The sequence below is a fragment of the Rothia uropygioeca genome, from assembly GCF_004136585.1.
Taxonomy (GTDB): domain Bacteria; phylum Actinomycetota; class Actinomycetes; order Actinomycetales; family Micrococcaceae; genus Rothia.
The window spans coordinates 431258-453978 of sequence record NZ_NOIR01000001.1 but is presented as its reverse complement, the minus strand read 5'-3'; the positions used below and the strand labels follow the sequence as shown (position 1 = coordinate 453978).

Sequence of the window (22721 nt, the reverse complement as noted above, 5' to 3'; positions counted from 1 at the left end):
TCCTAGTCAGAGACCTGGTCGAGGACCCGCCCGTTGCCCAGAACAAAGTTCCGGCCGGTGGCGCCCCCTCTGATGACCTCGCCAGAGGGTCGCTTTTCGGTCAGTGAATGGTGAGACACCGTGATCATGTTTTCGCGCGCTTCGGCCCCGAAGGCGAGTGCATGCTTCTGCCATCCGTAGAACGACCCAGGGGCCTGTTGCGCGGCCGTATTCGACGAAATGTTCAGAACATTTCTCGACCCTTCGATGAAGGCTCCGACGTGCCCGGAGGCAGTTGTGGCCCTCTGCGGGTTATCGGCTCGGGTTCGGCCGTCATCACCATAAACCTGGAGGTCACTATTCTCTTCGTTGGTCAGCCACGGTTCCAGGTCATCGTCGGCCCGCATGGCCCACGGCGGTACGGTGTTATTCGCGTCCACGGACATCTGGATATTCGCGCCTTCCGTTCCCGGGGTAATCCACAGACCGTGCCCGGAATGGTTCTGGGATGAGGACGACGACACGGTGACGTCGGCCCCATTTCCACGGAATTCCCAGCCATTGGCCCACCGCCGCCGATACGCATTTCCGTCCGGCGCCGGGTGTTTGAGAACCGCGGTTCCGGACATCCACGTTTTGACATTCGAATAGTTCACGGATCCGTGCAGAGAACGGACCCCAGTGAATTCCGCTTGTCCCACGGTGCAGTCCGACCAGGAACAATCAGGCGGCGAAATGAAGCCAACACCAGGCCTGATGGCAACCACATTGTGGAAAACGGTACCTCCATTCCCCCTCCACCCGAAGACGGCCGTGCCGTAGGCATCGTTGATTCTCACGTTGACAACCAGGTTGTAAAGATCGAGGCCTTCGTCGTCCTGGTCGGGCTTGGCTTCTGATCGTATAATCCAAATTCCATGGGGCATGGTTGCGGGGTTCTCGAGAGAGTTCCGGGCCCATTTGGCACCTTTGGACCACACCGTTTGGTTGAACCTATTGCCCTCCAACGTCACATCACGTACCTCTGTGCGGTAGTTCTTGTGGCCGGAAGCGGATGGTGTCACGGCGACGATGGGTCTGTTCGCTCCGTTGGGAAGAACTAGCTTCGTGATTCTCTGACCGGATCCTGCCAGTGAGACTCCTGGAGCGAGGGTCACGCTCGCCAGCGTCGCCCCGGGCGGAAGAACCACCGTGCCTCCGCCGTTCTCGGAGACGGAGACCACCAGACGATTCAATGCCTCTGTATCGTCGGTGCCGCTCTTCGGTTCCCAGGCCATACCCATTAACGGGTTGCGCTCGAGCACGGCGTCGGACTTGACGCCACCGGCAGCAGCCGGGATGAGACCGCCGTTGTACTTGGACGAATACCGGAGAAGCCGAGGTGAAAGCGATCCCGAGGAATCGAGAATGTCCACCCTCCGCACGCCATCGGTCACCGCCAGGAGGCTTTCGCCCGGACCTTCGGGATCGAAACCGAACTTCTCATAGGCTTCCGCGGAGGGATGGCCATCCGGTTTCCGGGCCTCGATCCACGTGGGCTCCCCATTCTTTCCGGCTGCGGCAAAAATGAGATCTTCCCGTGGATTTCCCTTGCCCTGTTTGGGATATCCACGGAGCGACCGCTCTTCCTTCATTGTTAGCTGTCCTTCCTCTTCATCTGGAGATAATTTTCAGAGGTGGTCCCCGGCATCACACCAGGTGCAGGCGTTTGAATTCTTCGAACATGCCTGCGGCGCACGCTTTTGCGCCGGCTTCGCTGAGGTGGCCGCGGTCGTCCATGGTCAGAGAAACAGGAATGACTCCGTTGTCCCCTGTGGCTCGGTCATCGTCCGTCATTCTCAGCTCCGCCAAAGCGAATGATTTCTCCCGGTGGTCGATCAGCCACCGGAAGGGCTCAATGAAGGTGTCCCCGAATTGCCATTTGAGCCGCCCGTTCCACGCATCGAGCTCTGCGCGCTTTGGGGTGCCGATTTTCTCGTGCTGCCAGGCCGGAATCTCCGTCACCACGTACCTCAACTGCTCGGCTGGGTGCTTCTCGATCATGGTCCGAATATTCTTCACCAGGTCATCAACGGATCCGCCGGTGTCCATTTCATTGCGCCCGAGGGCGAAGACGACCGAGAAATTGCGATAGAACCCTTTGGTCCCGATGGACTGCTCGTGGCCGGGGTCCGCTGTGATGTCGACATGGCCAGAAGCATCGACTTCTTCGCCGGATCGGGACCGCGTGAACCAAGTCCTCTGCGAGCCCCGTCGACGAATCATCGTTCCCCGAACACCTTTTATTTCAACCAGGTGTTCCACTGACCCGTGCATCCGAAAAGCTGGTGGAACGAAGTCGCGCAGCTCGACGCTGCCCTTTGAAGGAATCTTGCCGCCATCAAGCCGTGCCATCAGAGGCAGGCACCCTGATCTGATCGCCGCGCTCAGCGAATTGTCCCCAATCATGCTCGCGTCCATGTGCTCGTAGCCGGTGAGTTCCGCACATGCTGGAACCATTCGGGAAAGGTTGGTGAAGGAGTCTCCAAGGTGCACCCACTCCCCGTGGGAGGAGCGGCGTCGGGCACCACCACTCCGAGATGCACTGTTTGCCGGGGGACTCGGCGGCGCGATCCTTTTCAACGGTTCCTGTTCGCACCCCGCCGTGGTGAGCACGGCCGCCCTTACTCCTACCGATCGGAGCAGAGAACGTCGGGAGGTCAGGTGCCCCGAGTCATTGCCCGACGCGTCTATCACTGGCTTGTTGCGCACCATTGCTGTTCTTCTCCTCGGGGTGAAAGTCAGTCGATAACGGGGGCCTCGCCCGCCAAAATCCGAATGTCCTCAGAGGTCAGCGTGGCCCGGATCTGGGCGTCGTTACCGTTCTCTGCCACGTTGGTGCTGTGAAGGGAGGACTTCTGCTGGAGGCCGGGGATGGAAATGTAGGTCAGCCCTTCGGGAGAGACGAATCGGGTTCTGACTCCGGCCCGGATCGCCTCAATGTTGATCCAGATGTCATCCGCACGCGGGCAGGTATTCGTGAATTCCGTACCGTCATGCAAGATGCGTTCCTGAAGCGCCAGGGGAAAGACGGCCCCGCCAGCTCCCGTCATGAAATTCGAGAAGCTTACGCTGTCAGCCGCAGGAGCAGACCACGTCGTATACGGTGCAACCGTGGCTCCCCCGTTGGCGAGGGTCCACTGGTGGCAGCGCAAGGCCACCATTTCTTCGGGATTCCGATGATGGGCTTCGTATAAGCGCCCAAGCCAGCCTGAGGGGTACATGATGTCGTCATCGGCAATGACCGGCGGCATTCCCTTCGCTTCCGTCATCTGGATGTATGGGTAAAACTTCTTGTATGGTCCAAGGTCTTCACATCTGAGTATTTCTAGCCCGCGCCGTTGCAGGCGAAGAAGCTGAGGATAGTTCTTGACGTCGAAGGATTCATCATCGACCCACAGGATCATGCATTGCGGTTTCAACCGGCCCTGGGCAATGGACTCAATCGCGAGCCACACGGTCGAGAGGCGGTGACCGTACGAGGTGATATTCACGGCGACAGGCGCCTCGCCGAGAACGCTGGAAGAAGAAAACCTGTTGAACAGGCGAAGTCTCGCCATGGCCGCCGCCTTCCACGGGATACGCAGTAGCCGAGAAACCTGCGGGTCCAAAGGTGTTTCTGTCATCGTGTGACTCCCATTTTCCGAAGGATTTTTCCCGCGGCCTTCGTCAGCAAGATTGCGTCCTCGCGCGAGACCGCGTAGAACGCCCGCAGACTGAAGTCGAAGTGACGCCGCAGATAATAGATATTCAGGTTTCCTGCCACCGCATTCCCCACGAGAGTGGAGAGCGCGGCCCCCATCCCGCCCAGCGCAGGGGTCAGCCCAAAAAGCACGGCCAGGTTGAATACGGCCCCGATGGCCATGGACCGGCTTCGCAAATCCGGTCTTCCGCGGCCCGAGAGCCCCGCGCCCGCGACCGACCCGGGAGAACCCACAACGGCCGCGGCGAGGAGCACCAGGAGCATCGGGATCGACGCGGAGAACTCCGCCCCGAAGACCGGCCCCACCCAGAGGAACGACGTCGCAGCGATCGGCAACGCGGTCAGGACCGTCAGAATCAAGGTAATCCGCGCCATCGTGGTCAGGCGTCGATCGGCATACTCCGAGGCGGCACCGTCCCCCGTATCCGCGGAATCTGCGGCGAAAACCACGTTGCGGAACGCGTTGGAGAGCACAGACGGGATCTCCCCGATGGTCACGGCAACGGCGTACAGCCCCTGCTGCTCCAGGGTGGTCAACTTGATCATGACCGTCTGGTCGATCCGGCTAAGAATGATGCCGGAGAGAGAACCGAGCCAGATCTTCGACCCGTAGGCCCACATCTCCCCCGCCCGCTGGGGTTCTTCCCGTTCGGGCAGCACCCCGCCGTCTCGAACCCCTCGGAGCACGGGCACGTAGGAGAGGGCACCGAGCACGGGAGACGCCAGTGTCACGAGCACGGCGTTGAGCACCGTCAGATGTCCGGTCCAGAGCAGAACCACCAACGCGACCAGTCGGAGCACCGAGAACAACCCTTGTTCCAAGGCCTGGTACTTCCATTGGCCGGTCGCGGCGGCGTATGCCCTCGGGATGAGAATCAGCATGTTCGGGACCAGCGCCAACGCCGTCAGCCAGAGGAGCATCCGGTATTCTTCCCCATGCCCACTCGCAAGGAACGGGCTCATGGCCCAGACCACCAGGGCGCAAAAGGCTCCAAGAGCCAGGAGGGTCCATAGGGCCAGACGGAGCACCGAACACCGTCGTCGGAAGTACCGCGCCGCAAAAAAGGTCAGGGCCTCCGGCATACCGAATGCTCCCGCGGAAGACGCAACAAGCACGATGGAGGTCACTCCGCCGAGTGCCCCGCGTCCGGCCTCGCCGAGCCCGTGGGACAGAATGGGGGCAATGGCCAGGCCGGCGACGGGCGCCAAGAGGTTGCTCAGCAGAGAATAGAAGAGCCCCGTCCCCATGGGGGTCCGTTTCTGTGCTGAGGTGTTCTCGGGAGCTCGCCCCTTCGAGGGCCCGCGAGCTGATTCGGATTCGGACATGATCGGTGCCTGGGCGACGTCAGAGGCCGCTCTTTGCCTTTCCAGTCTTCCGACCTGAACCCTTCTTCCGAGAACGCTTTCCGCTCCGCGAGGACTCGTTCTCGGCCTCGTAGTAGTAGTTCTTTCCGTAGTAGCTGTAGTAGCCGGCCTCGCTGCCCCGCGTGGGCACCTTGTTCAGCACCGTGCCCAACAACTGTGCGTTGATCTGTTCGAGGTTCTGCAACGACTTTCCGAGCTGATCGCGCGTGGTACCGCCGGCCTCGACGACAACCAGGGCTCCGTCGAATTTGGTGGCAATGATTGCCGAGTCGCTGACCGGGAGCAACGGCGGAGCATCCATGATGACCGTGCCCTTCTCGGCCAGCCGATCGATCATGGTTGAGAAGCGTTCCGAAGCGAGGATCTCCGAGGGATTCGGCGGAATGTGCCCCGCCGCCAGGACGAACAGGTTCGGATACGTGTGCACTTCCTGGATGACGTCGTCCATCTCGGCCCGGCCGATGATGACGTCGGTCAGCCCGACATCCGTGATCAGACCGAACCTCTTGGCAACCGTGGGACGCCGCAGATCCGCATCCACGAGGTAGACCGGGTCCCCGCCCTGGGCGAGGGCAATAGCGAGGTTGTCCGCCACGGTCGACTTCCCGTCCTCGGGAAGGCAGGAGGTCACCACGAACCGCCGGGGAGGCCGGTCCGGATTCATGAATTGCAGATTGGTCCGGATCTCTTTGAAAGACTCCACCACGCTGAAGTCACGCCGATGCGCTTGGGCGCCCAAGGACTCAGGTGGGATCAATCGCGATTCGCTCAGCGAATCGGACAACGGCACGGTGCCCAGCAAGGGGGAATTGCCCATGACCTCTCGAAGAATCTCGACCGAACGGATACTCCGGTCCCGGAAAGCCTGCAGCAGGAGCAGAAGCAGAACCACGACAAGCAGAACCAACGCACCCAGCGCAGCGTTCAACTTCACGTTCGGGGACACGGGCGAGGTCGGCGTCTCGGCCTGCACGTATTCGATGAGTTTCAGAACCGAGTCGGCCAGGTCAGACTGGGACTCCTCCGACCCCTCGGAGTCAGGGGACTTTGTGGGCGCGGCCGAGTTGCCCCCGGTCTCGACCCGTTCGACGTTCGTGGACAGGGCCTCGATCCACGCATCCGCGAGTTCCCGAGCGCTGTCAGGGTCCTGGGACCGAACCGTGACCTGGATCTGCGCCGTGTCCAGCGGGACGGCGACCGAAACCATGCCGAGCGCCTGCTGCGGCGTGAGGTCGAATCCGGTGGACCGGATGGCGTCCTCGGCCACACCGCGGGAGGTCGCGAGACTCTTGTACTGGGTAGCCTTCGACTTGGCAAGGGTGTCCGTGGTCGAGGCCAGACCAATGCTGTTGTTGTTGTCGGTAGTGACAATCCCCGTAGCGTCGGCCGCGTAGACGCGCGGCTGGAGGGCCGAAACGCCGACGCCCATCAACGCACCGACGACCACACCGATCACCAGAAAGTACCAGCGGCGGCGAACAGTGCGCACAAACGCCTGAACCAGCCCCGAACTCTTTTCCGACGCGGTTCCATCGATCAATACTGGGTTCTTCTCGCCCATACCTACTTGTCTCTCCAATACGTTTTGTGGTTCCCGCTCTTCGCAGCGCCTCAGCGGAACATCTTTCGCAGGAACTGGTCGATGGCCACGAAAACCTCTTCCCCGGTTTGGCGGTAGACCGCCACGTCCTGGAGATAGGGGTCGACGATGTCCAGGTCGGCCTCCGCGTCCCGACCGACCTGGGAGCGGCGGGAGGAGGCCTCCGCAACGAACGCGGAGCACTTCTGGACGAGGTTCTCCGCGGAACCGAAGGAATCCACGGGTTCCCACTCGACGAGCTCTGCCAACCGCGCGAATTCCTTAAGCGTGAAGGTCTTTTTCAGCGCCCTTGGAGTCGCGGACAGAACCGCGGATCGCTGCTCGGTGGTCGCGGTCAGCACCAGATCTGCCTCGTTGATTCCGTGCACGGTGAAGGCCCGTGGTCGGTGTGCGGACAGGTCGAATCCACGGGAGGAGGCGATGTCCAGGATCTCTTGGGGCACTTCGATCTCCGGGTTGACCCCCGTTCCCCCGGATTCTGCTCGCACGGGAATGTCTCCTGTGACGTCGTTGAAATATCCCATGGCCAGAGCAGACCGGCAGAGATTTCCGGTGCACACGAAGTAGACCCTGAATCCCAATGGAACGGCTTCCGCCTCCGCCCGCGGTTCCGGGGAGCCAGAGGCGGAAGGCGTGGGCACGGCTGCTGCAGGTTCGGTCGGTGCAGGTTCTACCTGGTTGACCTCAGGGGTCGAAAGACCGTCAGGTTTTTTGTGCCAAGGACTAAACATCGAAATTCTCCGTGATTCTGCGAAAGGACGGATGAGGGACGCTAAGCATGTCCCGGCTTCCCCACCGCCAAAGCGCGGTGCGACGGTATCCGCTCCATGACGGCGTCTCCAGGCGCTGATCTGGCTTTTCGACGCCCGGAAAAGAAGCCCGGGCGAGGGCCTGCATACCCGTAGTCGGTGTAGTGTTTACCAATCGTCGCGAAACCCAGCGCGATCCAGGTCAGGTAGGCGCCCACCTGGTTCGAGGTGAATCCGCTGTTGGTCAGGTTATTGGCGATCATGTCCAGCGCGCCGAGCACCATGACCACGCCGGCCGCATTCCGCATATTCCTCACGGCCAGGAAGATCTGGAGCACCAGCAGCACCGCCGCGGTGATGAGGCCATAGTCGGCACCCACGATCAGATACGCGTTCTCAAGGGAGGAACCCAGGACCCCCGATCCACGGAAGTCGCGGTTGCCCGGGTATCCCGTGAACGTGAAGAGGTGCCAGTGGCTTTCGGCCCACACGTAAGCTTGCTTCCGAAGTTCGGAGGACCCACCGTCATCCTCGATCTTCGTGGTCAAGGCCTGGCCGACCTCGGTTCCCAACATCCAGACAAAGGTTCCGACCATAAGGACGAGCCCCACGAGCTTCGTCAGGATCCGGTCCTTCCCTGCAAGGATCACCGCCACGGCCGTAATCACGGCGGCGAGCATGGACGCCCGACCGTTGCCGAGCAGGGCGCCGTACAGATACAGGCCGATGAACGCCCATCGAAGGATGGGATTCCGGATGAAGTAGGTCAGGGCAACCATGAAGGCGCAGAGCGCGGTGAAGTCCAGTCCCGTCTCCACGAATCCCTGGCTGCGACCGATCTCGTCAATTCCTTGCAGTTGCCACAGAGCCGACTTGGCGGTCTCCTCGAAGACGATAATGTGTCCGGTGATGTTCTGCTGAATAGCCAGGTACATCTGCACCAGCATCGCCAGGTGCATGGCCCAGGCGACCTTGCGCAAACCCTCGAATCCCGATCTGAAGATAACCATCTTGAACATCAGGTACAGCACGAAGGGCGGAAGATAGACGACCGCGATGTTGATCAGGCTGCCCGTGAACGAGTTAAAGATCGACAGCACGTTGGCCATGATCAGGGCACAAAACAGGAGGAAGACGGCAATCTCGAGGTACGAAGACCGCAAAACCTTCTTCACCCGGGGCCAGTAGAAAATGGTCTGGACGAGTGCCGATGCCATGACCATGTATCCGGCGGGGTGCAGCCCGTTGAACCATTCGCTGGCCTGGTACGCCGGGAGGAACAGGCGTACCAGGATCGGGGCCGAGAGGAGAATCAGGGGCCGGGAGGCGAACAGCAACGCGAAGACGAGGGAGGCTCCCATAAGGAGCAGGGTGAGCATCATTCAGGCAGCCACGCCCTCGTACAGGTGAGCGAGTTGTTGGGCGATGCGCTCCATGGTCGCGTGATCGGCTACGAATGCTCTTCCCGCGGCCCCCATGCGCCGGCGATCCTCGGGGCTGTCTAGCAGACGGTCGATCACGTCGACGAGCTCGTCCGGACCGTATCCGGCGACCAGACCGCCCCCGGAAAACCGGACCTCGTGTGCCAGCCCGCAGTCCTCTATGACGACGACGGGCAGACCGGCGCTCATTGCTTCCAGAACCGTCATCCCGAAGGGCTCATTGCGGGACGGAAGTACGTAGACCGCCGATTCGGCCATGCGATCGAGGGTCTGGTGGGCGGGAAGGGATCCGACCCATCGGATGCGCCCCGCGGCGTCATCGGACCTGAGCCGGGCCCGGACCGCATCGCCTTCGCCCTCATCCGGTCCGACAAGGGTGAAGGTCGCGTCAGGATGCCGAGGCGCCAAGCGCTGGGCTGCTTCGACGAAAACAAGCGGACGCTTGCGCTCCTGGACACGGGCAAGAAACAGGACATCGGGAGACGGGCGCTCAGGCCGGGCTCTGACAGGAGCCATGGGGACGCCGTTGCGGACCACCTCAACAGAATCGGACGTGAGCCGGGAATCAACAGCACAAAGGTCTTCGGTCTCTGCGTTCGTGAGCGCCAGGATCTTTTTCGCTGAATTGAATGCCGGTCGCGTCATGAAGGCGTCCAAGGGCTTGGCCAGCTTCTGGGAACTCGGATCGATCATCCCGTGGGTCTGCAGGACAGTCGGCACCCGGAGGGTTTGGAGGAGTCTCGCGGCGGGCAACGTCACGAGGTCACGCGCCATATGGATGTGGGCGACGTCGAAGGAGCGGCCGTGCTTCGCGAGCCACAGGAACAACTGGGGAGAGGTCACGCCAGCGAAGCTCTCCCGCATCAGGCGCCGGGCCGGGAACAGCTTCACGGGGATACCGCAGTATTCGTCGGGCATGTCGCCCCGGTAGCCTTCCGCGGTGGCAAGAAGGAGAACGTCATGCCCCTGTTCTTTCAGCTCCGAGAGCTGATTGCAGGACACCCGCAGGGGTCCGCCCAGCGAACCATGAGGGTCAACCATCGTAACCACGTGAAGAATTCTCAAATCGTTCCCCCCAGAACCCGATATTCGCTGTCTCGAATGTTCCCCCAAGTCGGGTCAACGAAATATTCGCCGAAAATTTTATAACAGCTCGATATTGTCAACAAAAGATCTAGTCAGCCCAGAGAATCCTGCCCGGTGACCCTTGATCGAACCACATCCCGGGGAGAAAGCGACTCCGCGTCCTCACCCTTTCCGGCCACAATCCTGCCGAGGGGTGCCAGCACTGTGGAGCCCGCGGGCACCGACTTCGCAACCAGCGCCTGAGCCCCGACCAGTGAGTCGTCGCCGATCTCGACACCGCGCAGTACCGTGGCCCTGGCTGCAATCCAGCAACGGTCGCCAACGGTGATCGGCCCATTGTCGAACTCGAAATTCGGGTGATCGAATTGGTGTGATCCAGTACACAAAAAAGTGTCCTGGCTGAGGCACGTGTTTTCGCCAATCGTGACCGGTTCGAGATTCAGAATCCACGTTCCGACACCGACCCATGAATTCTTCTTGATATGCAGTTTCCACGGCCAATGAATGGTCACCCCGTGACGAATGAGAACGTTCTCCTCGATCCTTGCTCCGAAGGCACGCAGTACGGCGGTGCGGATTTTCGGAGGGCACCACCACCGCTGGAGTAACGCGCCCTGCACGGTCAACCACAAGGCCTGAACTGCTTTGGGCCGCCCCTTGTCGTAGCCGTACCCTTGAAAACCCGTCAGGTCCTTCATCGGTCGGCCTCCTGTTGCAGTTTTCGGGCCAGGTGGTCGGCCAGTCGGATGGACAGGGCCACATCCGTGAGCGTCGGACCCGCCATGCCGGCGGTCGGGAAGGTGCCAGTGGTCGCCAGATAGAGGTTCGGGGAAGACCACACGCGCAGATTCGAGTCCACGACCGAACGCGTGGGATCGGACCCCATGCGCACCAGGCCCATCTGATGGGTCGCGTCCACGAGTGTCATCCCGAGCATGTCTTCGAGGGTCGGCGGGGTATACGCTCCCCACCCGGACTCCTTGATCCCTTGGGCCAGGATCTCCAGGGACCGGTGGTAGTTGCGGCGGTCGGCGTCGGAAACCCGGTGGCGGACATCGAGGCGCGGCACCCCAAAGGCATCCTTTTCCGTCGTGGACAGAACCACGCGCTGTTCCGGGTCGGGCGATTGCTCGGCGTCGAACCGGATACGGTAGACGCCTTGTTTCGAGTAGCGCGAGAACATGGGCAGGGTGCGTGGATCGAGAATCCTGTCCCGAACCCACCGCATACCGAAGGCACCGATCGCAGGAAGCCCTCTGAGGACATTGAGCACGTGCCCGCGAGGATCCTCGAGGTTGGCGTACCTGCGGTGCATACCCGTGCCCTTGAACCCACCGGTCATCGTGAGCAGTTTGCGGACCAGCGCGAACGAAGACAGGAGCGGGTCGCCGTGGTCGGGAGTCCGGGGATCCTGGTACCACACGGCAAACCCCATGTTGAGAAGACCCTGTTCGCGCCGAACCTGCTCCTCGAGCTGCAGCAGGCGGCGGACCCACACACCGTCGTGACTCTTGGTCGGGGTCACCGAGTGTCCGACGGCCTTGGGATCCCTGACCCGGAGCTCACCGACTTCGGCAATCGGGTGGATCATGTAATGACGGCCGATCTGGTCGTGATCGTCCCGAATCCCAGAGTTCAGGAGAATGCGGGCGGTCTCCAGGCCACCCGCGGCGATGACCACGTGCGTGCCCCTCGCAGTGAAATGCCGGCCCGGTTGCGTCTGGCCCTCGACACGATCAATGACGCCGGTTTCAGGATCCTGCACCACGTGGGTCACGTTCGCGTGGTGCATGACGCGAATGTTCGGGTAGGAGGCAAGATCCTTGCTGAGGGCTCCGGCGAAGCGAATGGGCGGCGACCACCGCCACACGGCCTTCGAGTTGATGGTCTTCGAAGGGCCGATCAGGTCCTCGGGGTCCCCGGGGATGGCCTGCGCCCCGGTCCATTCGAAGGATCGCAGATCGAGGGCCTGGGCCGCGCGGCGGTAGTAGGGAAGCATCTGATCCCGGGTGACCGGCCATGCCTCGGTCGAGAAATCTTCGTGGCGCCGCTCCTCGAAATCCAGCTGGTCGAACGGGTAGGTTCGACCGCCCCATTGCATCGATGCTCCACCGAGCCTCTTGGTTCGCGCCTTCTCCAACGGTTCGACGGCTTGGGACGATGCCTCGCCCTTGAGGGTGTCGTCCGCCTCGGCGGATCCGCGCACGTCACCGCCTTCGAGCATCAGAATGTCGACGCCGGTCGGTGCCAGCTCCCGAGCCACGGTCGCTCCGGCGGGACCGGTGCCGACCACCAGGACCGTGGCGGACAGACGGGCTCCCGCGGGCAGGTCCCGTGCGTCCGTCAGCTGATTCTTCGACATTGTTGTTTTCACAGCGTCTCCTCCAGGTGTCTCATGTCTTCCTCCAGCGCTCCCCGCATGATGGCGCCCACGTTGTCCCTGACGTGCCGCGGGTTGCTCATACCGAGCAGAACCGCATCCACGCCGTCCATCCCGTGAACTCCTTCGGCCAGCGCGGCGACAATTCGCGAGCCGTCCATGCCGGCCGCTGCGGCTCGGCGCATGAGCGTTCCGTCACCGAGTACCGCGATCCCGACGGTTGTGACCCGCTCCTGTTCCGGGTGGGACCGCACTGCTTCGAGGGTTGAAGTGTCGCCGAGGTTGACCGGGATCTGGAGCCAGGTAGCACCCGGTGCCTCCAGCAGTGCCCGAGCGGCATCGGCATCCCGCACGGATGCTCCCCATGCCCGGACCATCCCGGACTGCTTCATGCGATTCAGTTCACGGACGACGTCGTCGCGCCGTAGATCTGCAGCACGGGGTTCGTGCAGAAGCAGGACATCCAGTGCGTCCCTGCCCTGTCGCTTCAGACACCGATGGGCCGCCGCGCGCAGGTATTTCGGGGAGAAACAGGTGTCCGCACGACCGGCAGCTCGCAAGCCGCGGAGATCCGGACGGTGTTCCCCGCCGAAGGCCGCGGAGGCCAGACCGATGGGGGTCTTGAGGAGACCGACCTTGGTCATGACCACCGTGCTCGGCCGGGTCCTCACCACGCGTCCGACGATCCTCTCGCTGATCCCCCGTGCGTAGACATCCGCCGTGTCCACCAAACCGATACCCAGGTCGAGTGCCTGGCTCAAGGCGGCCGTGCCCTCCGAGATTCCACGCTTCTGCCAGAAAGCGCCGAGCCGTGCGGTTCCCACGCCGAGAGGCGTACTCTCGAATTCGCCCAGTCGTCCATACTCCAAAAGGTCAGTGCGCATGGCACTCCTCACCAACGGCCTGTTCGACGGCCGCTCCCCAGGCGTTGTAAATGTGTTCAGGTGCCATGCTCGTTCCAAGTACGTCATATCCGGCCCGTCCGATATCGCGTGCTCGTTCGGGATAATCCAGGAGGTCCTCGACTGCGTCGGCCAGGCCGGTCGCCGTGTCCGCGATCAACGCGCTGACGCCGTTCCGCACTGGGATGCCCGCCACGCCCATCGTGGTCGCCACTACGGGTAGGCCGATGCTCAGCGCATCGAGGACCTTGGTCTTGACCCCTGTCCCTGCCTGGATCGGCGAGATGAGCATACGGCTCACCGACATCTCGGTCGGAAGGTCCTCCACATACCCCAAGAACTCGAAGGGTGCGCCGGCGAACTCCTGAATCTGTTCCCGGCTCGCCTTTCCGATGACGCGAATCTGCACCCGCCGGCCCCGCCTCTCCAATTCGGGCACCAGCTCGTCCCTGATGTAGCGCAATGCCGCAATATTGGGTCCGTAATGCAGGACTCCCAGGAACGTCAGGGTTCCGGCAGCAGCCTGATCAGGCGAGCAGAGTCGCCCTTGCTCCACCGCCATGGGGATCCCCAGCACTTCTCGTCCCACCCTGAGCGACAGACGCTGCGCTTCGTCATGGCTGGTCAATGCCACAACGCTGGCTTCACGAGCAATCGCGTCCTCACGCCTGCGAGCCAGTTTCGCTTCAACACCGAGCAGGCACTTGGCCACGGCCTCGACCCCGGGACGCGCGAGGCGAGGAATCCGATCCCCGAAATACCCCAGGACGGAATCGTTGTTGTCGCGGAAGGTTTTGGAGGAATATCGCTCGGAGAGGAGGTCGTCCAGGTGCATGACCACGGGCAGCCCCACGGTTCGTGCCAGATCCCACGCCCTCAGACCGTCCCCGACGACGACATCGCTGTTCAGCTCTCGGGCGATCTCCCGAACCTTGTGAATCAGTGCCCGGCCACTGAACAACGCCTCATTGAGGGACCGGCCCCTGAGAAGAGCGCAAGGCACGAGCGCGGCGAGTGCGCCGAGGCGCGGGGGATGAACCCTACGGACCTCGCATCCCAGCCATGCGGCGGGTCCATCCTCGTGAGTGATGGCGAGGACGTCGACGTGGTGCCCGTGCCGTTGCAGACCGCGGACGGCGGATTCGAGAACCGCGATGCGCCCCGTCCGAACCCCGGTGACATCCCGGACGGCCAGGAGAAGGATTCTGCGTGGCTCAGCCCTATCTGCCACGGCGCGCCTTCCGAGCCGTACGCTCCACGGCGTCATAGAAATTGTCCACGAAAGCGGCGACACTGTACTTCTGCACGTGCGCCGGAACACGAGCCCTGATCGATGCGCGGTATTCATCGTCGGTCATCAACCGCTCGAGCTCATCCGTCAGGGAATCGACATCGTTGGGGCGGAATCGTGCCCCCGCGTCCCCAATGGCTTCTGGCAGACCGCCGTGGTCGGCAACGAGAGTGACGCATCCGGATGCCGCATTCTCGAGCGCGACCGTCCCAAAGGGCTCGGGAAATCTCGAAGGCACAACGGCAATCTCGTGGCGGTTGAGTTCTTCGCAGATTTCCGCACCCTTCATGGCACCAAGGAGAGTGACGTCCTCGCGGAGTCCTAGCTCGCTGACCAGAGTCTCGATCTCCGCTCGGTAGTCACCGTCTCCAATAACGCTGAGCCGGGGAGAAAGTCCCTTGTCTTTGAGGTTCTTGACGGCTTGGAGCAAGAGATCGACCCCCTTGTCCCCGCTCAGCCTTCCCAAGTAGACGAGCGAAGACGGATCCCTGGGATCCGTATTGGTGACACGGAAGATGTCTTCCCGGAAACTGTTGTAGATGACCTCGACGTCGCCGCGAACGTGGCCGGCAAGCGCGTTAGAATTCGACACCAACGTGTCGGCCCTCTCCACGAGCCGATACTTGAGCCAGTACTTGATCGTGTTCAGTGGTCCGAATTTCTCACCGGGGAGTGTTATCCAGGTACGCAGAACCACGAGCCACGGCTTCCGAAGGAACAGCTGGGGCCAGTAGAACTGCATGCACGGGTTGTTGTGGAACACGACGTCCGCTCCGGCGACGGCTTTCCACAGCTGCAACGGAGTGGGCGCACGCAACACGGTGAACGGAAAATCTTTGTGCGGCTCGGTCTCGCGAGTATGCGTGACGACAACGACCTCGGCCTGATGGCGCTCGACGAACCCCCTGGCCAGAAGCTCTGCCGTCACTTCGACCCCGCCGAAGTCCGGATGAAATCGATGGACCATGATGACCACACGCATGGCTATTCTCCCTCCTCGAGCCGCGCAGTTTCGCCGATCTCAGTAGGCAACCCAGCGCCCTGACGGACTTTCCTCCGAAAACCGGCCCAGGAGAGCCTCTCCGAATGATCGAAGACGAGGTCCCGATAGGATCTCCGAGGCTCATAGGTGTCCGCTATCCGTTGAAGTCCCTCAACCAGGGAGTCGACGGATCCGGGCTCGACCACAACCCCAAGATTCTCCGGAAGTTCCATGTCCACTAGTCCGGTATTGAAGCTGGCGAGCAAGCGGCACCCTTGGGACAAAGCCTCACTCAGCACCAGACCGAATCCTTCGGCAATCGACGGGAGCAACAAAGTGTCGGCCGTCCGCATCCGGGCAAGCACTTCCTGTTTGGAATGGCGCCCGACGAAGTTGATATTGGGAACGCCCCGCGCAAAGTCCTCGATCTCCGGATCATGGCGCGATGTGACCAGAGTCAGGGTCGCATTCTTCAGAGCTGCCCTGCGCCACGCCTCGACCAGGATATGAAGCCCTTTGCGAGCGATGCCCTGACCCACGAAAAGCATGGAACAGGTGGGGCCGGCTGCGGCATCCTCCGGGATACGCTCCGGTCGAGGCCCGCCGTAGGGGGCAACCGTAATGTTTTCGGGGTCCAGCCCCTGGGCGATTAGCCCTCTCTTGGTGAAAGACGATGCGCAGACGGCGCTGTCCGCCAGATTTACCTCTGCAACGTGTTGCTCCTGCATCCCCGGGTCCAGCTCTTCTGCCTCGCGCAGCCAGGGGCGCACACCTTGAAGATCATCGACCGTGGAGAGAGTGTCGACGATGAACTGAGGGGAGACCTGATACTGGAACAGAATACGGCGGCCCGTGGAGGGGCCTTGGAATGCTTGGAGTGCCGAGCCGGAGTACAACAAAAGATCCGCCTCGGGCTTCTGCGCGGCCACCCGGGCAATCGTCGCACCCAGACGGGACTCGACCGCGACCGTCGGGAAGTCGACCGACCTCTTGATCCGCCGCTTGACCTCGTACGGCAGCTGAGCAGCGAAGGCACCCCAGGACTGCCGAACCCGGGACGCATCGATGAGCGGGGTGCGGCGATGGCTCAGCGTAGGCACGGAGAATCCGCGGCCCTCGTAGTAGTCGGTGACGAAAGTCTCCAGCGCGGACACTTCGGCAAGCGCGGCCGGAACCTGATACGAATCACGGTCCCGGTTATGCCCGACAATAAAATTCAAGGCCCCCACCTCAAAAAGTATTAACGTCACGGTCACATGGTGACAACAGATTTCCCACCTGCGGCAACACGACGGGAAATCAAATTCCAGGACAATCTTACATACAGCGAGGGCCGCACGAAGGGGCATAGTGACTATGCAGACGGTACCGCGCTTTGACTCCAGGATCCTCAAAGAGAAGCAAAATGGTGCGCTGACTATGTAAAACAAAGATGGTTTCCACAAACTTCGCAGGAACGAATCGAAGTCACACAATGTGTTTTACTTCACCCCAAAGGGGCACCCGATGGAAGGCCCCGCGCGAATCGAAAAACTCCCCCACGATCGAGGGAAGAGGGCGGACGCGACGCCCCCGTTTTTGCCCCCCCCCCGCTGAAAGCGGGAATTCTCGCCATGGTCCCCTCAGCGATCCCGAGGGTTGCCCCTGCCGGAGAGAGCACTCGTGCTACGAACTTCTGACCCATGTCGCGCAGAACGCTGAAGAACGAGTCGTCGCCAGCCAGAGAGGTCAACTCATCCATGACGGCCCTCAAAACTATGCGCCCGACCCCTTGACCTGTGATCTGGAACTCAGAATACTTGTCCTGACAAACTGTCATTAGGCTTAAGGGGAATCCATGAGCGATCAGAAGCTCTCAGTCGCGGTCATCGGTGCAGGAATGGCTGGTCGCGCGCACGCCTACGGATATCGGCAGGCGGGCTCCGTCTTCGACGCCCAGTTCCCGGACATCCACCTTGCGGCGGTGGCAGACATGAACGTCGAGTTGGGCCAGGACACCGCGCGTCGCTATGGATTCGACAAGACCTATTCGGACTGGACCGAGGTCGCCGAGGACCCGGAGATCGACGCCGTGAGCGTCGTCGTCGGGAACGCATTACACCTTCGCATTGCGAAAGGGCTGCTGGAGGCCGGTAAGCACGTGCTCTGCGAGAAACCTCTTGCCGGAACACTCGAAGATGCCGAAGCGATGGTCGAGCTGGAGAAAGAATACGGACAGAAGACCGACCGCTTCGGTCGTCCGCTCGTCACCTCGGTCGGGTACACGGTCCGCCGAATGCCCGCACTGAACGCCGTCAAGCAGAAAGTCGACTCGGGCGAATTCGGCCCGGTCACCAACTTCATCTCCACTTACCTGTGCGATTACTCGTGTGACGAAAAGGCTCCCATGTCGTGGCGCTACAAGGGCGGCCCCGGATCGGGCGCCTTGGGCGATCTCGGATCGCACGTGATCGACACGGGCGAGTACATCAACGGTCCCGTGACGTCCGTCCGTGGCGCCTTCATGAACACGATCTACAAACAGAGGCACCTTCCGCTGGGTGCAGTGGTCGGCCACGGCCACGTAGAGGTCTCGGACGAGGTCGAACCGGTCGAAAACGAAGACTTCCTGACCTTCACCTGCACCTTCGCCAACGGCGCGATAGGCACGTACACCATCTCCCGCGTCGCCTTCGGAACACCGAATTTGCAGACCTACCACGTGGTCGGCCCGCAAGCTCAGGCCTCCTTCGATATCACCAAGCCCGCAGAGTTCATGTATGACGACGCCCAGGCCAGCCCCGACACCCGTGGGCAGCGCCGCGTGATCCTGAACTCTGACACACCCTTGTACGCGAACTCTTGCGCAATGGACGCTCCCGGAGTTGGCTGGAATTACAACGACAACTTCGCGATCCAGGCCCGTGCGTTCCTCGAGCAGGTCTCCGGGACGTCGAGCCGGCTGGCGCCGTGCGGCTCCTTCGCCGAGGGCCTCCACACGTTGCAGATCATCCAGGCCATCGCGGAGTCAGCAGACAAATCCGGCGCGGAAGTGAAGGTCCACTGATATGAGAATCGCAGTGATGGGGGGCCGGGACGATCGGCCAGATGCACGCGGCCAATCTGATGACCACGGAAGGTGTTACCGAAGTCGAGCTGGTGGGACGAGATGCTGCTCGCGTTTCCGAGCACGCGGAGAAGGTGACGGAGCGCGCCAGGGCCGCAGGTGCGGGGGTACGTCTGACCACGACCACCGATGCGGACTCGGCCCTCAACGCTGCTGACGGCGTCGTCATCACCACGCCCGGCTCGACTCATCCGCAATTGGTGGCACATGCCGTGCGGATGGGCCTGCCCGTCTTCGTCGAGAAACCGCTGGCGACTTCGGCACAGGAATACGCCGACCTGCTGGAAGGCATCACGGCGGCCGGTGCGGATGACAAAGTCATGGTGGGTTTCCACCGCCGGCACAGCAAGGAGTACAGAGCCCTCAAGGGCCTGTTGGACGCCGGGCAGGCCGGAAAACTGCGCGCGGTCTTCAGCGTCGATCATGACAAGTACGCAGCCGACCCCGAAGGCCTCGCGGGCTCCGGGGGAATCTTCGCGGACATGATGGCCCACGGATTCGACCTCGTGCCATGGCTCGTGGGCGAACAGGCGACCACCGTGTACGCGACAGGCTCCGCGGTCGCACACGAGTCGTACCGGGATCACGATCAATTCGACACAGCAACCGTCCAGCTTTCGTTCTCGTCCGGCCTCACGGCGACGATTTCCGTGATGCGCGGGCATGCAGTCGGACAAGACGTCAGGGCAGTCGTTCACGGAACCGAGAATTCCTACTCCGTCGGTGAGGTCGACAGGGTGGCGATGACGCGGATCGATACCGACGGGCAGATTCATCCTCCGGAGCACACTTTCGAGGGTTATCAGGACAGATTCTCGTCCGCATTCGTCATGGAGATGCAAGATTTCGTGGCCCTGGTTGCCGGGGAAGGCCTCAACGACAGCCCGCCGTCTTCCGGCGTGCCCGGCATAGAACTTCTCGACGCCGCTCAGCGTTCGCTCCACAGCGGGCGCCCGGAAAAGGTCAAGCCCTTGCGGTAGGGCACCCCTGACTTTTTCCGCCCACCTGATCGTCTTTCCTGGGGCCTGGTCCCACCCCTTGACGTGGTGTGAGTATGGAGGAACGCAAAGGAGGGCATGATGAACACCGACACCAAAGAAATCTATCGCGAGTGGATCGACCGCCTCTGGAACGGGCCCGATTCCGCAGAGCAGCTGAGCGAGGCCGCCAAGCAACTCGTGACCGATGAATTCGTTGGCCATTGGCCCGGGAGGGACGTGCACGGGCCTGAAGGGTTGGCCCAACTCATCGCGGAGACCAAGGCCATGTTCTCCGAACTCAGCTTCAAGATCGAGGTCGCTCCCCTAGCCGATGCGGATATGGTGGCCGCCCGCTGGATCGGGACCGGAACCACGACGGACTGCTCACCTTCACGCTTTTTCGGTAACGACATTCTTCGAATTCGTGATGGCCGCTTCTGCGAGTACTGGGTCGCATCGGCCGAGGGCTGAGCGGACCGCGACCAACCACCGTGATTCCGAAAACTCGTAACTCCACGCGCCTTCATCGCACTCCGCCAAGCTTTTTCTCTGGGCCCCCTCACGGCAATGTTCGCTATGCCGTAGTTATTAACACTGGCATAGCGTATATTTAAGATTCGCCTGCCTTTTACCACGAGATGCTCCACGCCTAACGCCGGCGGGCACATGATCTGGTGGCTGCTGATAGGGCAGGTCGTAGCCGAGAGCAAGGAGGTCCATCGTGTCCTGGAGCAGACCGAAGCCAACCCCGAGAGCACCAACGCCCTGCCCTAGAGCTGACAGGAACCCTGGCTTTGTCTCCGGTCCCTCCCCAACGCCATCAACTGAGGCGAAGACACCCGCTGCTCCGGCCGAGACTTCTGAAGTTCTGTATTCAACCAACTTCTGACGAGCGAAAGGCACCCAGTGACCAAGAACATCTCCGTCCTCATCGGCAGCCTGCGCCGCGGCTCGTTCGCACGCAAGATTGCCCGCGAGGCCATGACGTACTTCCCCGCAGGCTACGACGCGCAGATCGTCGAGATCCGCGACCTGCCCCTCTATGACTTCGACTATGACGACCCCGAGGCCCCCGAGAAGCCCACCCCAGCTGAGTACACACGCTTTCGCGAAACCATCAAAGCTTCCGATGGCGTCTTGTTCGTCACCGCGGAGAACAATCGCACCATCCCCGCCTGCCTGAAGAACGCCATCGATATCGGCTCCAAACCCAACGGCGACGTCGCCTGGAAGGCCCTGCCCGCCGGGATCATCAGCCACTCCGTCGGCCGCATGGGCGGCTACAGTTCCCAGAAGAACCTCCGCCTGGCCCTGTCCTACTTCGATATGCCGATCCCCGGCCAACCCGAAGTCTTCCTCGGGCAGTCACCGACACTCTTCAACGACGAAGGGAAGATCGCTTCCGAGCGAACGGTTGAGTTCCTCCGGGACTACGTGGACCGCCTCGTCCAACTCGTGGAGGCGCACAAATAGGTCCGCGAAGGCCCGCACGAGCCCCCCCCCCCGAGGTAACACCTCTACGCTCCCGCGGCCCAACCCTGCCCGAGGTGGCACTTCTGTGCAGATTCGACCGTGAATCACGCACAAAACCGCCACCTCGACCCTCAAGTCTGGGCCACGGAAAAAACCGGAAAACCTCCGAAGACACTCACCGTGACGGCCAGACGAAAACCATAGCGACACCCCAGCAAACGTGACCCGTGTTACGTTGTATATACAACCGCTTCGTAGCTATGAAGGGTCGCACATGACTGAAAAAACAAGGGCGGAGACGCAAACCGCCGCCATGACCCCGGTCGGCACGCCGGGGGCACGGAAAGATGCCGTCAAACTGATCGTGTTCTCACTGATCGGGATCGTGGTGTTCTTCGTGCCCATCACGATGAAGGGTAAGTCCTCGATACCGCTGGATCATCTGGTCACGCTGGTCCGTGAATACGCCGGGCCCGTCGTCCCCTGGCTGATGCTCGCCTTGATCCTTGTCGGGTCCGCTCGGCCGTTCGTGACGGGGTCCTGGAAACAGACGCCCACGAAGATCGTGTTCTCGGTCCTTAACGTTGTGGGGCTGTTCGCGGCAATCCTGATGGTTACCAGGCCACCGGCATGGCTGGCAGATCCTGATATCGGCCCGTTCCTCTGGAAGACTCTGGTGCAGTCGGTAGGGCTGATCGTTCCGATCGGTGCGATCTTTCTGGGGTTCCTGATCGGGTTCGGCCTGATGGAATTCGTGGGCGTATTCGTCCGCCCCATCATGCGTCCGATCTGGCGCACACCGGGCCGCTCCGCGGTCGACGCCGTTGCGAGCTTCGTGGGCTCCTACTCGCTGGGCCTGCTCATCACCAACCGCGTATACAAGGCCGGTGGGTACACAACACGAGAAGCCGCGATCGTCGCCGTGGGTTTCTCGACGGTCTCCGTGACTTTTATGGTGGTTGTGGCCAACGCCCTGGACCTCATGGACTACTGGCTCATGTACTTCTTCGTCTCTCTCGTGGTGACGTTCTTGGTCACGGCAATTACCGTCCGCATCCCGCCGCTTTCCCGCGTTCCGGACAAGTATTATCCCGGCTCCACTCCTACCCCGGAAGAGGCGGTCACCCACAACCGTTTCGGGGTCGCCTGGAGCCAAGCCTTGGGGACCCTGCGCTCGACCCCAGGCGTGTTCCGGGTGATCTGGGCTAACTTCAAAGACGGAGTCATGATGGCCTCATCCATCCTGCCTTCGATCATGTCGGTAGGACTGATTGGGTTGCTTCTGGCAAAGCACACCCCGATTTTCGACTGGCTCGCCTGGATCTTCTACCCCGTGGCCTGGCTTGTGCGGTTGCCCGAACCGTTGATGGCAGGCAAGGCAGTAGGCCTGGGTCTGGTGGAGATGTTCCTACCCTCCGCAGAGATCAGCCCCGACGAGAGCTTGATCCTGCGATTTGTGATCGCCGTGGTCTCGGTTTCCGGCATTATTTTCCTGTCCGCGATGGTCCCCTCCATCCTGGCCACGGAGATTCCCTTGAAATTCTGGACATTGATCGTGATCTGGTTCGAACGCGTGGTGCTTTCACTGCTCATCACGACCCCGATCGCGTACCTGCTCCTCTGACGCCCTGAAGCATGAGCGGC

The 22721-nt window shown here is 61.7% G+C and carries 19 protein-coding genes; 5 read left to right on the top strand and 14 right to left on the bottom strand.

The window, feature by feature from the left end:
* Positions 1–2 precede the first annotated feature (2 nt).
* The 14 genes from EWR20_RS01970 to EWR20_RS01905 form a co-directional block, all read right to left on the bottom strand.
* Complete coding sequence (locus EWR20_RS01970) at positions 3–1613, bottom strand: glycoside hydrolase family protein (protein WP_129358527.1); 1611 nt, start codon at positions 1611–1613, stop codon at positions 3–5.
* A 55-nt stretch (positions 1614–1668) separates the two neighbouring features.
* The gene (locus tag EWR20_RS01965) at positions 1669–2478 is read right to left on the bottom strand and encodes a hypothetical protein (RefSeq protein WP_129358526.1); all 810 of its coding nucleotides are present in this window, start codon (positions 2476–2478) and stop codon (positions 1669–1671) included.
* 281 nt (positions 2479–2759) lie between these two features.
* Complete coding sequence (locus EWR20_RS01960) at positions 2760–3644, bottom strand: hypothetical protein (protein ID WP_129358525.1); 885 nt, start codon at positions 3642–3644, stop codon at positions 2760–2762.
* The gene (locus EWR20_RS01955) at positions 3641–5047 is read right to left on the bottom strand and encodes a lipopolysaccharide biosynthesis protein (protein WP_129358524.1); all 1407 of its coding nucleotides are present in this window, start codon (positions 5045–5047) and stop codon (positions 3641–3643) included. The genes EWR20_RS01960 and EWR20_RS01955 overlap by 4 nt, the downstream gene beginning before the upstream one ends.
* Positions 5048–5066: 19 nt before the next feature.
* Positions 5067–6647, bottom strand: a complete 1581-nt coding sequence (locus EWR20_RS01950) for a polysaccharide biosynthesis tyrosine autokinase (protein ID WP_129358523.1) — start codon at positions 6645–6647, stop codon at positions 5067–5069.
* 50 nt (positions 6648–6697) lie between these two features.
* Entirely contained in the window at positions 6698–7417 is a 720-nt protein-coding gene (locus EWR20_RS01945) for an arsenate reductase/protein-tyrosine-phosphatase family protein (RefSeq protein ID WP_129358522.1), read from the bottom strand.
* Between the two features lie 41 nt (positions 7418–7458).
* On the bottom strand, positions 7459–8817 hold the full coding sequence (locus EWR20_RS01940; RefSeq protein ID WP_129358521.1) for a hypothetical protein: 1359 nt from the start codon (positions 8815–8817) through the stop codon (positions 7459–7461).
* Entirely contained in the window at positions 8818–9918 is a 1101-nt protein-coding gene (locus tag EWR20_RS01935; protein ID WP_238147566.1) for a glycosyltransferase, read from the bottom strand.
* A 137-nt stretch (positions 9919–10055) separates the two neighbouring features.
* The gene (locus EWR20_RS01930; RefSeq protein ID WP_129358519.1) at positions 10056–10661 is read right to left on the bottom strand and encodes a DapH/DapD/GlmU-related protein; all 606 of its coding nucleotides are present in this window, start codon (positions 10659–10661) and stop codon (positions 10056–10058) included.
* The gene (locus tag EWR20_RS01925) at positions 10658–12337 is read right to left on the bottom strand and encodes a GMC oxidoreductase (RefSeq protein ID WP_238147518.1); all 1680 of its coding nucleotides are present in this window, start codon (positions 12335–12337) and stop codon (positions 10658–10660) included. Before EWR20_RS01925 ends, EWR20_RS01930 begins: the two co-directional genes overlap by 4 nt.
* A complete protein-coding gene (locus EWR20_RS01920; RefSeq protein WP_165000926.1) occupies positions 12334–13227 on the bottom strand; it encodes an aldo/keto reductase in 894 nt (297 codons plus the stop codon). The genes EWR20_RS01925 and EWR20_RS01920 overlap by 4 nt, the downstream gene beginning before the upstream one ends.
* Positions 13217–14476 carry a glycosyltransferase gene (locus tag EWR20_RS01915; RefSeq protein ID WP_165000925.1) on the bottom strand — a complete coding sequence of 420 codons (1260 nt, stop codon included), beginning with the start codon at positions 14474–14476 and terminating at the stop codon, positions 13217–13219. The genes EWR20_RS01920 and EWR20_RS01915 overlap by 11 nt, the downstream gene beginning before the upstream one ends.
* Entirely contained in the window at positions 14466–15518 is a 1053-nt protein-coding gene (locus EWR20_RS01910) for a glycosyltransferase family 4 protein (RefSeq protein WP_129358516.1), read from the bottom strand. Before EWR20_RS01910 ends, EWR20_RS01915 begins: the two co-directional genes overlap by 11 nt.
* A gap of 2 nt (positions 15519–15520) precedes the next feature.
* A complete protein-coding gene (locus EWR20_RS01905) occupies positions 15521–16738 on the bottom strand; it encodes a glycosyltransferase family 4 protein (protein WP_238147517.1) in 1218 nt (405 codons plus the stop codon).
* A 617-nt stretch (positions 16739–17355) separates the two neighbouring features.
* On the opposite strand from EWR20_RS01905, the gene EWR20_RS01900 reads away from it, so the two are divergent.
* From EWR20_RS01900 to EWR20_RS01880, 5 genes are all read left to right on the top strand, one after another.
* Positions 17356–18564, top strand: coding sequence for a Gfo/Idh/MocA family protein (locus tag EWR20_RS01900; RefSeq protein WP_129358514.1), 1209 nt, complete (start codon positions 17356–17358; stop codon positions 18562–18564).
* Positions 18565–18596: 32 nt separating this feature from the next.
* Positions 18597–19604, top strand: a complete 1008-nt coding sequence (locus tag EWR20_RS01895) for a Gfo/Idh/MocA family protein (protein WP_255411242.1) — start codon at positions 18597–18599, stop codon at positions 19602–19604.
* A gap of 96 nt (positions 19605–19700) precedes the next feature.
* Positions 19701–20075, top strand: a complete 375-nt coding sequence (locus EWR20_RS01890) for an ester cyclase (RefSeq protein WP_197964446.1) — start codon at positions 19701–19703, stop codon at positions 20073–20075.
* A gap of 435 nt (positions 20076–20510) precedes the next feature.
* A complete protein-coding gene (locus tag EWR20_RS01885; RefSeq protein WP_129358512.1) occupies positions 20511–21077 on the top strand; it encodes an NADPH-dependent FMN reductase in 567 nt (188 codons plus the stop codon).
* A 274-nt stretch (positions 21078–21351) separates the two neighbouring features.
* Entirely contained in the window at positions 21352–22701 is a 1350-nt protein-coding gene (locus EWR20_RS01880; protein WP_238147516.1) for a YjiH family protein, read from the top strand.
* The last annotated feature ends 20 nt before the right edge of the window (positions 22702–22721 follow it).

What these genes read in the sequence shown, in the direction of transcription:
- EWR20_RS01935 (WP_238147566.1), bottom strand. Translation starts at nt 9,918, where the DNA reads ATGGTTGACCCTCATGGTTCGCTGGGCGGACCCCTGCGGGTGTCCTGC.
- EWR20_RS01950 (WP_129358523.1), bottom strand. Translation starts at nt 6,647, where the DNA reads ATGGGCGAGAAGAACCCAGTATTGATCGATGGAACCGCGTCGGAAAAG.
- EWR20_RS01955 (WP_129358524.1), bottom strand. Translation starts at nt 5,047, where the DNA reads ATGTCCGAATCCGAATCAGCTCGCGGGCCCTCGAAGGGGCGAGCTCCC.
- EWR20_RS01940 (WP_129358521.1), bottom strand. Translation starts at nt 8,817, where the DNA reads ATGATGCTCACCCTGCTCCTTATGGGAGCCTCCCTCGTCTTCGCGTTG.
- EWR20_RS01960 (WP_129358525.1), bottom strand. Translation starts at nt 3,644, where the DNA reads ATGACAGAAACACCTTTGGACCCGCAGGTTTCTCGGCTACTGCGTATC.
- EWR20_RS01965 (WP_129358526.1), bottom strand. Translation starts at nt 2,478, where the DNA reads ATGGTTCCAGCATGTGCGGAACTCACCGGCTACGAGCACATGGACGCG.
- EWR20_RS01900 (WP_129358514.1), top strand. Translation starts at nt 17,356, where the DNA reads ATGAGCGATCAGAAGCTCTCAGTCGCGGTCATCGGTGCAGGAATGGCT.
- EWR20_RS01890 (WP_197964446.1), top strand. Translation starts at nt 19,701, where the DNA reads ATGATGAACACCGACACCAAAGAAATCTATCGCGAGTGGATCGACCGC.
- EWR20_RS01920 (WP_165000926.1), bottom strand. Translation starts at nt 13,227, where the DNA reads ATGCGCACTGACCTTTTGGAGTATGGACGACTGGGCGAATTCGAGAGT.
- EWR20_RS01970 (WP_129358527.1), bottom strand. Translation starts at nt 1,613, where the DNA reads ATGAAGGAAGAGCGGTCGCTCCGTGGATATCCCAAACAGGGCAAGGGA.
- EWR20_RS01910 (WP_129358516.1), bottom strand. Translation starts at nt 15,518, where the DNA reads ATGCGTGTGGTCATCATGGTCCATCGATTTCATCCGGACTTCGGCGGG.
- EWR20_RS01880 (WP_238147516.1), top strand. Translation starts at nt 21,352, where the DNA reads ATGACTGAAAAAACAAGGGCGGAGACGCAAACCGCCGCCATGACCCCG.
- EWR20_RS01930 (WP_129358519.1), bottom strand. Translation starts at nt 10,661, where the DNA reads ATGAAGGACCTGACGGGTTTTCAAGGGTACGGCTACGACAAGGGGCGG.
- EWR20_RS01945 (WP_129358522.1), bottom strand. Translation starts at nt 7,417, where the DNA reads ATGTTTAGTCCTTGGCACAAAAAACCTGACGGTCTTTCGACCCCTGAG.